The organism is Rhizobium cerradonense, assembly GCF_030182455.1.
Lineage (GTDB): Bacteria > Pseudomonadota > Alphaproteobacteria > Rhizobiales > Rhizobiaceae > Rhizobium.
In genome coordinates this window covers 179,297-191,349 of record NZ_JAQJCK010000010.1, presented here as the reverse complement: position 1 = coordinate 191,349, position 12,053 = coordinate 179,297, and the positions used below count along the sequence as shown (strand labels likewise).

1 protein-coding gene is annotated in these 12,053 nt (G+C 62.4%); it reads right to left on the bottom strand.

Annotated features, from left to right (window positions below; all coding sequences use genetic code 11):
• Positions 1-12,034: T1SS-143 repeat domain-containing protein (locus tag PH547_RS22300; RefSeq protein ID WP_285169530.1), on the bottom strand; the 12,034-nt coding region annotated here is incomplete at its 3' end.
• Between the last annotated feature and the right edge of the window lie 19 nt (positions 12,035-12,053).

Genomic DNA, 12,053 nt, shown 5'->3' with positions numbered 1-12,053 from the left:
TGTTGCTGCCGGTGCTGTTGAGTGCCTGCACGGATGCGTTGCTGTTGTCCAGCGTATAGTTCCATTGCCCGTCGGCGCCGATCGTGAAGTGACCGTAGCTTGTCGCCACATCGCTTTGCGCTGTAAACGAATGATCGCTGTCGACATCCGTCGCCGAAAGCGTGCCATTCGCCGTCGGCACTCCAGCCGTCCCGTTGTTGACACCACCGGCTTCCGTGACGCTCTTGGCAACGTCACCACTGATCACAGCAGCATCGTTCGCACCGTTGATCGTGATGTCGATCTGCTGCTGCGTGCCGTCAGCCGTCGTTACTGTGATCAGGTCGTGCAGCGTCGTGTTGCTGCCGGTGCTGTTGAGTGCCTGCACGGATGCGTTGCTGTTGTCGAGCGTATAGTTCCACTGACCGTCAGCACCGATCGTGAAGTGACCGTAGCTCGTCGCCACATTGCTTTGCGCTGTAAACGAATGATCGCTGTCGACGTCCGTCGCGGAAAGCACTCCGTTCGCCGTCGGCACTCCAGCCGTCCCGTTGTTGACACCACCGTCTTCCGTCACACTCTTGGCGACATCACCAGTGATCACCGCAGCGTCGTTCGCACCGTTGATCGTGATATCGATCTGCTGCTGAGTGCCGTCCGCCGTCGTTACCGTGATCAGGTCGTGCAGCGTCGTGTTGCTGCCGGTGCTGTTGAGTGCCTGCACGGACGCGTTGCTGTTGTCGAGCGTATAGTTCCACTGACCGTCAGCACCGATCGTGAAGTGACCGTAGTTTGTCGCCACATCGCTTTGCGCGGTAAACGAAGGATCGCTGTCGACGTCCGTCGCCGAAAGCACTCCGCTCGCCGTCGCTACCCCAGCCGTCCCATTGTTGACACCGCCGTCTTCCGTCACGCTTTTGGCAACGTCACCGCTGATCACCGCTGGATCGTTCGTGCCGTTGATCGTCACGACGATGTCATGGGTCGTTCCGTCAACCGAGGAGACCGTGAACATGTCGGTCGTGCTCTGGTTCACACCCAGATTCTGCACGGCTGACAGGCTGTTATCGACCTTGTAGGTCCAGCTACCGTCCTCACCGATCGTCAGCGTACCAAGATGCGTGCCATCAGCGTTTATGGTCGCCGCCTGGATTTTGCTTTCGCCCCGATCCGCATCGTCGATCGTCAACGTACCGCTTGCCTGCAGATAGCCGTCGGCGGAAACGTTCAGGTCTTCCGTGACGGCGCCGGTATCGGCACCGACGATCTCCGCCGGGTGATTGACGTGGTCCACAGCAATGGTGAAGGCGCCTGTGCCCAACGTCACGGAGTCACCGTCGGAATCCGTGGCCTTCACATATTGCGAGAAGTCGAGCGTCTGGTCCTTGGCACCGTCGATTGTCTGGTCAAGCACGAATGTGGCGTGGCCGTTGGTGTCGACGGTCAACGTGAAGACCGTAACGCCGCCCGCCGAGCCGGTGATGGTGTGCCCATCCGTGCTGTCGAGGGTGATGGCCGCACCGTTGTACGTCAACGCGGTCCCACCTGTCAGCGTGCTGGAAGAGGTACCGGCTGCGACGCCGTTCGCCGACCAGCTCAACGGGCTGTCAGCACCAGAGTTAACCAGTGAGGTCAGTTCCGCCGTCGTCGTTGCGGAGTGTTCGGCGGCCGTCACCACACCATCGTCGGAGACGGTTGCGGAAATCCCCGCACCGGTCAGCGTCGGCGCGTCGTCGGCGATATTGAACGTCAGGGTCTCCTGAGCCGTTTTGCCGTTCATGTCCGTCACCGTATAGGTGAACTGATCCGTATCTCCCGATGCGTTCGAGCCAGCATGTAGCAGCGTGTAGGTATATGCGCCGTTCGCGTCGATTACGAGATCACCGTAGGAACCGTGGATCGTCGTCGTCTGGCTGTCCGGAGCCGTTTGATCGACGCTTACCGGCGTGCCGTCGGCACCCGCGACGCTGGTGATGTGCGGATTATCCAGGGTGCCCAGCGCAATGCTGCCCGTGGCTGTCAGTTCAGAAGGCTGCGGGTTGGAGCCCCCCGAAAGATTGGCCTCCGCCAGCGGCGTTGTATCAACCGTCGGAGTGAAGATCGTCGGCGCGATGACAGCGGACGTCGTCTGCGTCGCGACATCGCTGAAGCCCTGGCCATCCGTATAGCTCACCGTCAAGATCAACGAATGCCCGACATCGGCACTCGTCACCGTGTAGGACGATGCGGTTCCGAGAACCGTATGGGACTGATCGTCCGCCCAGCTCCACGCATAGGTCAGACCGGACTGCCCGTGATCCGGGTCGTCTGTTGCGATCGCCGCGTTCAGCGTATCGCCTGCGACGACCGCTTTACCTGTATGCGTCGTCTGATCGGCAATCGAGACCGTCGCCGTGCCGTCGTCAACGGCGGTCACGGTAACTGTCATCGTATGGGCGGTTGACGTATCCGCGCCGCCATTGGCCGTGCCGCCATTATCCTGCACCGTGAAGCCGAAGTTCGCGGTTTCGGTCGCGCCGGCAAAGTCTGACGAAGGCGTGAAGTGAAGCGTTGAAAGCGCGCTCTCTGCGATGTGCTGGCCGACCGTGACGGCTGTCCCGCCAAGATAAAGCGTCCCACCCGTCGGAAGGCTGGTGATGGTGACGGATTTCAGGGTGTTGCCGTCGATGCTATCGCTGAAGGCGAAATCCTTCGACGAGAAATAGTAGGCCGCATGTTCGCCGGTGGAGACGCTTCCGTCCGCCGTGGTCGGCGCATGGTTGACGCCGTCGACCCTGATGGTGAAGGTGCCGCTGGTTTTGCTGCCGTCGCCGTCGGTGACGGTATAACCGATCGAGAGTATCGAAGAGTGGCCAAGCGGCAGGGCATCCAGTGCGCTGCCCGGCGCAACAGTCACATGACCGGCGTCAATCGTGACCATGGACGTGCTCAGCGTCGACCCGGCGAGATCTCCATTGGCGCTGACGCTGTCGACATGGATTGCCCCGCTCTGGGCCGCTCCGTCGGCGCCGAAGGCGATGGTTCCGGAAGCCAGCGCGAAGGTCGCGCTGCTGTCGTTCTCATGCATCGATCCGACCAGAATGGTGCTTGCTATCGGCTTATCATCGGTAATGTTGAAGGTCAGGGTTGCAGTCTGGCTTTCACCGTCAATCGGCGCGTCGCTGACTGTGACGGAGAAGGCGTCGTGGTTGCTCGCCCCGCTCGTGGTGCTGGTCAGCGTATAGGTATAGTTGATGGCCGTCGTAGTGACGCTGAGGATATGCAGCGTTCCGTAGGCACCATGAATGGTGGCATTGGTATCGCCGTTGGCGATTGTGGCGCCGACGTTGAACGTATGGCCTGCGATTGTCACCGTCGAAGGTGCATCGCCTGCGGTGATTGCGATACTACCCGAATGAACATTGGCGACGCCAGCCGTCCCCGTACCACCCGGCAAGCCGCTTTCGCTGACGCTTGATAACAGGCCGGCCGAATTGATTGTCGGAAGGCTGTCCGTGGCCGACTGCACGACGATGGTGACGGAGCCGCTGCCCAGGGTGACAGCATCGCCGTCGAAATCCGTCGCAGTCACATATTTCGAGAAGTCGAGCGGCAGCGTTTTGCCGCCGTCGATCGCATGGTAAAGGTCGAATGTGGCGTGGCCGCTCGCAGGATCGACAGTCAACGTGAAGACCGTGACGCCTCCGGCCGAGCCGGTGATCGTGTGTCCATCCGTGCTGGCGAGCGTGATGGCCGTGCCGTTGTAGGTCAGCCCGGTACCGCCCGTCAGGTTACCGGAAGACGTTCCGGCGGCGACCGTGTTGACCGACCAGGTCAACGGGCTGTCGGCGCTGGCGTTGACGAGCGAGGTCAGATCGACCGTCGTCTCAGCGGGATCATGGGTGGGCGTCGTCGTCGTGTCGGTGACATGGATGTTGTCGACCGTGACTGTCAGCGAGTTGTCATGCGGATCGATCTCGAGCGACGTCAGCTGCTTGCCTTCGAGCGCCGTGCCGGCAGCCGAGAAGGTCGTGCCGGTAGTCGTCACTGAATACGTATGGCCTTGCGCATCGGTACCGATGATTGTGACAGTCTTGGACGAGATGCCTTGCTTGTCAAACACACCTACATCCATCTGGGTGAGAACAAAGGTCGTCCCCGTGTTGGACACGAGCACGATATCGCCCCCCTTGGATGACGATTCCGCATGGCCGTCGCTGACGTTGCCCTCGCTGACTGTCAGTTTGGCAGCCGCAGGATTCACCGTGTCGAAATCGACAGTGTACGATGCCGTCGTCACCACGGGAGCATTGATGGCCGTTTCCGAAACGGTCGCGGAAACCGTTGCATGATCAACCAGCGTCGGCACGTCGTCGATCACATCGACCGAGAAGCTCTGCGTGCCGCTCGTGGTGTCGCCGTCGCCGTCATGGCCAGCGACCTGGAAGGTCAGCTTGATATCCGAGAGGTTGCTTTGACCGTTGACGTCATCGAGCGACTTGTAAAGCGTGAAGTCGTAGGCGCCGCTGGCGTGGCCGCTGTCCTGGGACAGGACAACCTTGAAGACCCAGCTCGACTGGTCGGCGGCATTGCTGCCGGTGTAGGCGATGAGCGTCATGCCATCACCGCTGAGCGAGTAGGACAGCGCATGGCCGCCAGAGCTGAGCTTGGTCGCATCAAGCGTCTGATTATTGCCGTAGCTTGCGGTGAAATAGCTGCCGTTCGAACCCGCTACGAAGGTAGCAGCATGGGCGGCCGGGCCGTCAGCGCCGAAGGCGAGATTGAGCGCAACCGCGCCAGTGCTGATGCCGGAGGGCGACAGCGAACCCGAATTCGTCAGAAGGTCATGCTCGGCAAGTGTCTTTGCCGATACGGCACCGCCGATCGACGGGCCGTCATCATCGAAGCGAATGCTGCTGCCGATGGAAACGGACTTGGCGACGATATCGCCATCGCTATCGGTCGCGCTCAGCACCGCCGAGAGCTTGCCGGTGAGATCGACCGTATCGCCGTCCGACTTCGACGTATTCGGGTTGGCGAGCGACATGTACTGGGCGATGCTGACCTTGCCGCTGTTGTCGAGGCGGATCGCAAAGGCGATCTCGCCGTCGGCGATCTTGCCAACAACCGTGCCGTTGGCGAGCTGCGAGAGCGTGATCGCCTGACCAGCAGTCGTCTGCAAGCCGGAGTCGGCATTGTCGATATGAAGCGTCAGGCTGCTCGCCGTACCCGACGCATCGTCGGCGCCCATAGAGACCGACGGCGAGACGACGTTGTGCTGAGCGTAGACGGTCGACATATCGGGATCGTTGCCGCCAGTGATGCCGGCAAACAGGCTCTTGACCGCATTGCTGGCGTTGACGTCGTTGTCGCCGCTGCCGCTCTCGTCGATCGTGATCGAGCCAGTGAGGGCAAGATCGACCTTCGGCGCGTCATCGACGATCGTGACTTTCAAAGCGCCGGTAAGCGTCACGCTGTCGCCGTCGCCGTCGGTCGCCTGGATGACGGAACCGAAGTCGATGGCCGAGATCGAGCTATTGCCTGAGCGCAGGTCGTTGCCGGGACCAGCGACGTTGTCGAGCTGATCGTACTGCTGGAAGGTGAAGCTGCCGTTGCCAGACAGCGACAATGACAGGACCGGGCGGTCGAGGACCGGGTTGTAGCCGCTGTGGTGGTCATTATCGACATAGCCGATGATCACGTTGTTGACGACCGCATAGGAGAGCGCTTCGCCACCCGAAGTCAGATGCAGAGCGGTAAGCGTCGACGCCGCATTGGCGGTGAAGCTGAAGCCGCCACCGACCGCTGCGCCGTCGGCACCGAAGGAAACGGTGGAAGCAACGGAGCCGGATACCGTGGCCGCAAAGCCGAAACCGAACAGTGCCGGCTGCGAAGACGATCCGTCATGCGTGCCATCGAGCGCGCTGTTGCCATGCGACAGGAGATTGTAAATGTCGCCCTCGTCGGCCTTGACAGCAACGGTCGTGCCGGAAGCAACCAGGACGTCGTCCGTGATGGCAATCGCCAGCGAGCCCTTCGCTGTATCGCCGTCGCCATCCGTGACCGTGAAGCCGAAATTCAGCGTCAGGCTGTCTTCGGTCGTCGTCGACGTCGAATGAACAAGCGGCGCATCCGCGGTGAAGCTGTAGGAACCGTCCGAATTGATCGTCAGAACTGCAACGGTGGCATGGCTGGAGGCGCCGGTTGCCGTCCAGGTCGTCACACCGTTCGCCGCAGACGACGTCCAGGAAACGGCTTCCTGGTGGCCGATGCCGTGGCTGTCGAGGTAGATCGCCTTCAGCGTCGGCAGGCTGTCCATCGAAACACCCTTGACGCCATCGGCACCGGCGGAGAACAGAGCCCCTGCGTCGCCATTGATCGTCTTCGCGTCGGCGGCGCCATCCAGGTTGCCATGTGCCTGCGCGTCGTCGTTGAGCGGCGTCGAGGTGGCATCGACCTTATAGGCGATTGGTGCGTCGTCCTTGACGCTGACCGTCAGCGAGCCGCTGGCCGTATCGCTGTCACCATCGGTGACGGTGAAGTTGAAGGTCAGATCCTGAGTATTTTCCGCGGTCGGGCTTGCTTCATGGGCGACCGGTGCACTGAGCGTGAAGCTGTAGGAACCATCCGTGCCGATCGTCAGTGTCGCGACCGTCTGGCCGCTGTCCTTGCCTGTTGCGATCCAGATCGTCTCGCCGCCCGCCGCCGTCGTCGGGCTGCCCCAAACGACCGACTCGACATGGGCAAAGCCGTCCTTGCCGGTATAGATGGCACTGAAATCCGTCGTCGCTCCGAGCGTCACCTGATGGACGCCATCGGCGCCGCCCGAAAAGAGCGTGCCGCTTGTGCCGCTGACCGTGTCGGTATCGGTTACGCCAATCGTGTCGGGATTTCCGCCCTTCAGCGCGTCGTCGTTCAGCGCCACGCTGGTCACAGTGACGGTATTTGCCAGCGGTACGTCATCCGTAACATGCAGAGTCAGCGAGCCGGTCGATGTATCATTGTCGCCATCGGTCACCGTGAAGGTGAAGGTCAGCGACAAGCTTTCTTCCGTCGTGCCGGAGGTCGGGTGGACGAGCGGCGCGCTGGTGCTGAACGTGTAGGAGCCATCGGCATTGATGGTCAGCGTGGCGACGGTGTCGTGATTGGCGCTGGAAGCAACCCAGGTTGTCGCACCGTCGGAAACCGTCGGCTTGCCCCAGGTAACGTCTTCCTGCTGTGCGAACCCGTTGGCGTCGACATAGATCGTCTTCAGAGCCGGAAGGCTGGACTGATCGATCGAGACGCTTGCAGAACCGTCGGCGCCAGCGCTGAACAGGGCGCCGGCAGCGCCCGAGACGCTATGCGCGTTGGCGTCGTTGGCATCCAGGTTTCCGCCGATCTGCGCATCGTCATTCAGCGGCGAAGCTGTGTTGTCAATCGCGTGAGCGACAGGCTTGTCATCGGCAACGGTGATGGTGAAGCTGTTCGTGGCGGTGTCGCCGTCGGAATCGGTTGCCGTATAGCCGAAGGTCAGCGTGATGGCGTCCGAACCCTTGGCGTCGTCGAGCGACTGAACCAGGGTGAAGTTGTAGTGGCCGTTGTCGGTGTCCGAGACCGTCGCGTAGAAGACGACGTTGGATGCAGAGGTTGCCGTCGGAGCGGCCTCGCCGGTGTAGCCGACCAGCGTGCCGTCAGCCAAGAGCGCCGTATGAACCGCAAGACCATGCGAGCTCAGCGCTTCACCATCCTGGCCCTGTGTCGTGACCGAGGCATCGGTGAAGGCGACCGAGCGATCGCCGGCGCCGCCGTTGTTCGTGTTGGCGTTGTCGGCACCCCAGGAGATGTTGAGCGAGCCGGTGGTGATGGCATCGGTTTCGACATGCGGGTTTTCGTTGCCGCTCGCCAGCGCGCCTTCGGTGACCGAGCCTGCATCGCCGGTCGCAGCGACAGGCTTGTCGTCGGCGACGGTGATGGTGAAGCTGTTCGTGGCGGTATCGCCGTCGGAATCAGTTGCCGTATAGCCGAAGGTCAGCGTGATGGCGTCCGAACCCTTGGCGTCGTCGAGCGACTGCACCAGCGTGAAGTTGTAGTGGCCGTTGTCTGTATCCGAGACCGTCGCATAGAAGACGATGTTCGAGCCGACCGCGCCCTTGGCATCCATGACCGCCGTCGGAGCGGCCTCACCGGTATAGCCAACCAGCGTGCCATCGGCCAAGAGCGCCGTATGAACGGCCAGACCATGCGAGCTCAGCGCTTCACCATCCTGGCCCTGTGTCGTGACCGAGGCATCGGTGAAGGCGACAGACCGGTCGCCGGCGCCGCCATTGTTGGTGTTGGCGTTATCAGCACCCCAGGAGATGTTGAGCGAGCCGGTGGTGATGGCATCGGTCTCGACATGCGGGGTCTCGTTGCCGCTCGTCAGAGCACCTTCGGTAACGGAGCCTGCGTCGCCGGTGGAAGCAACTGGCTTGTCGTCGGCGACGGTGATGGTGAAGCTGTTCGTGGCGGTGTCGCCGTCGGAATCAGTTGCCGTATAGCCGAAGGTCAGCGTGATGGCGTCCGAACCCTTGGCGTCGTCGAGCGACTGAACCAGGGTGAAGTTGTAGTGGCCGTTGTCAGTGTCCGAGACCGTCGCGTAGAAGACGACGTTGGATGCAGAGGTTGCCGTCGGAGCGGCCTCGCCGGTGTAGCCGACCAGCGTGCCGTCAGCCAAGAGCGCCGTATGAACCGCAAGACCATGCGAGCTCAGCGCTTCACCATCCTGGCCCTGTGTCGTGACCGAGGCATCGGTGAAGGCGACCGAGCGATCGCCGGCGCCGCCGTTGTTCGTGTTGGCGTTGTCGGCACCCCAGGAGATGTTGAGCGAGCCGGTGGTGATGGCATCGGTTTCGACATGCGGGGTCTCGTTGCCGCTCGCCAGCGCGCCTTCGGTAACCGAGCCTGCATCGCCGGTCGCAGCGACAGGCTTGTCGTCGGCGACGGTGATGGTGAAGCTGTTCGTGGCGGTATCGCCGTCGGAATCAGTTGCCGTATAGCCGAAGGTCAGCGTGATGGCGTCCGAACCCTTGGCGTCGTCGAGCGACTGAACCAGGGTGAAGTTGTAGTGGCCGTTGTCAGTGTCCGAGACCGTCGCGTAGAAGACGATGTTCGAGCCAACCGCACCCTCGCCATTCATCACGGCCGTCGGAGCGACGTCGCCGGTATAGCCAACCAGCGTGCCATCGGCCAAGAGCGCCGTATGAACGGCCAGACCATGCGAGCTCAGCGCCTCGCCGTCCTGGCCCGTCGCCGCAACCGAGGCATCGGTGAAGGCAACCGACCGGTCGCCGGCGACGCCGTTGTTGGTGTTGGCGTTATCGGCACCCCAGGAGATGTTGAGCGAGCCGGTGGTGATGGCATCGGTTTCGACATGCGGGTTTTCGTTGCCGCTCGCCAGCGCGCCTTCGGTGACCGAGCCTGCATCGCCGGTCGCAGCGACAGGCTTGTCGTCGGCGACGGTGATGGTGAAGCTGTTCGTGGCGGTATCGCCGTCGGAATCAGTTGCCGTATAGCCGAAGGTCAGCGTGATGGCGTCCGAACCCTTGGCGTCGTCGAGCGACTGCACCAGCGTGAAGTTGTAGTGGCCGTTGTCTGTATCCGAGACCGTCGCGTAGAAGACGATGTTCGAGCCGACCGCGCCCTTGGCATCCATGACCGCCGTCGGAGCGGCCTCGCCGGTATAGCCGACCAGTGTGCCGTCGGCCAAGAGCGCCGTATGAACGGCCAGACCATGCGAACTCAGCGCTTCGCCGTCCTGGCCCTGTGTCGTGACCGAGGCATCGGTGAAGGCAACCGACCGGTCGCCGGCGCCGCCGTTGTTCGTGTTGGCGTTATCGGCACCCCAGGAGATGTTGAGCGAGCCGGTGGTGATGGCATCGGTCTCGACATGCGGGTTTTCGTTGCCGCTCGCCAGAGCGCCTTCGGTGACGGAGCCTGCATCGCCAGTCGCAGCGACAGGCTTGTCATCGGCAACGGTGATGGTGAAGGTGTTCGTGGCGGTATCGCCGTCGGAATCGGTTGCCGTATAGCCGAAGGTCAGCGTGATGGCGTCCGAACCCTTGGCGTCGTCGAGCGACTGCACCAGGGTGAAGTTGTAGTGGCCGTTGTCGGTGTCCGAGACCGTCGCGTAGAAGACGACGTTCGAGCCGACCGCACCCTCGCCATTCGTCACGGCCGTCGGAGCGGTCTCGCCGGTGTAGCCGACCAGCGTGCCGTCAGCCAGCAGTACTGTATGTACGGCCAGACCATGCGAGCTCAGTGCTTCGCCATCCTGGCCCTGTGTCGTGACCGAGGCATCGGTGAAGGCGACCGACCGGTCGCCGGCGCCGCCATTGTTCGTGTTGGCGTTATCAGCACCCCAGGAGATATTGAGCGAGCCAGTGGTGATGGCATCGGTCTCGACATGCGGGGTCTCGTTGCCGCTCGCCAGCGCGCCTTCGGTGACCGAGCCTGCATCGCCGGTCGCAGCGACAGGCTTGTCGTCAGCGACGGTGATGGTGAAGCTGTTCGCGGCTGTATCGCCGTCGGAATCAGTTGCCGTGTAGCCGAAGGTCAGCGTGATGGCGTCCGAACCCTTGGCATCATCGAGCGACTGCACCAGCGTGAAGTTGTAGTGACCGTTGTCGGTATCCGATACCGTAGCATAGAAGACGACGTTGGTTGCGGAGGTTGCCGTCGGAGCAGTCTCGCCGGTGTAGCCGACCAGCGTGCCATCAGCCAGCAGCGCCGTATGAACGGCCAGACCATGCGAGCTCAGCGCGCCATTGTCCTCACCCGTCGCCGAAACCGTGGCATTGGTGAAAGCGACCGAGCGATCGCCGAGGCCGCCCTTGTCGGTGTTGCCGCCGTCAGCGCCCCAGGAGATGTTAAGTGAACCAGTGGCGGTCGCGGCGCCGGTGTCATGGGTCAGGGCCGCGTTGCCGGCAGACAGAGCTGCTTCTGTAACCGAACCCGCCGTACCAACGGCCGCAACCGGCACGCTGTCCGTGATATCGACGGTTGCGACAGCCGAAACCGTATGGCCGCTCGTGTCGGAGACCGTATACCGAAATTGCAATTCAAGCACATCGCTGGCCGAATTGGCGCCGCGGGGATGGTCGAGGGCAGCGAGCTGGGTGAAGGTGTACGCGCCGGTCGAGGCGTTGAATACCAACGTGAAGACAGTGACGCCATTCGCGACGCCGGTGACGGTCTGGCCGTTCTGGGTGACGACAACGGGAACGCCGCCGGAGGTCAGGCCCGATAGCTGCTGCGTGCCACTGCTGGTGATTTCTGTCTCGCCGACCAGCGTGACGGTGGTGATCGAGGCATTGTTGCCGCCGAAGCCGAAGCGGCCGGTGCTGCTTGTCGTGAGGAAGGCGCCGGTGCTGCTGCCGCGTTCAGTCAGCGAGGCCGTTTCGGTCGCCTGCTGAAGGATAAAGGGAACGCGAGTCTGGGTGCCAGACAGATTGCCGCCGTTACCGTTGCCACCTATGTCGCCAGGACCGAGGAGACCAATCAGGTTCAGCGGCGTGCGGGCATTCGGGGACTGGCTGTCGGTGAACTGGTGGCCGGAATCCGTGTTATTGCCGGCATGAACCGAACCGTCAGGACCTTCGGCGACGTTGATGCCCTGCTGCTGCAGGGCAGCGACGATGGCCTGCTGCGGCAGCGTGACTTCGCCGATCAGGAAGGTCGGGACGTGCAGCGCGCCGTTGATGATGACGATGCGCGTGCCGTCGGCCTGGATGAGAACGAGGTTGCGCCCCTCGACGTGAATGTCGTCGATCGAGGTGTTCGGCGGCAGGTGGACGACGTTGCCATTGTCGGGCACGATTTGGATTGGCTGACGGGCGTCGGCGTTTTGCGGCTCGTTGGCGGCAAGGCGCTCGGTCTTGCCGTTCGCCTGCTGCTCGGCGGCCTGTGCCACCTCAAACGCGGCGACATCAGCATTCTGCGACAACGGCAGCGGCCGAGACGCATTGATATCGGCTGCAAGGCCTTCGTTCCGGTCGCCCGATACGAGATCGTTCGAAACCGCTTCGTGGTCTACCGTCGAAATGCGCGAATCTTCCATAAGTCTAACTCCCGGTGTC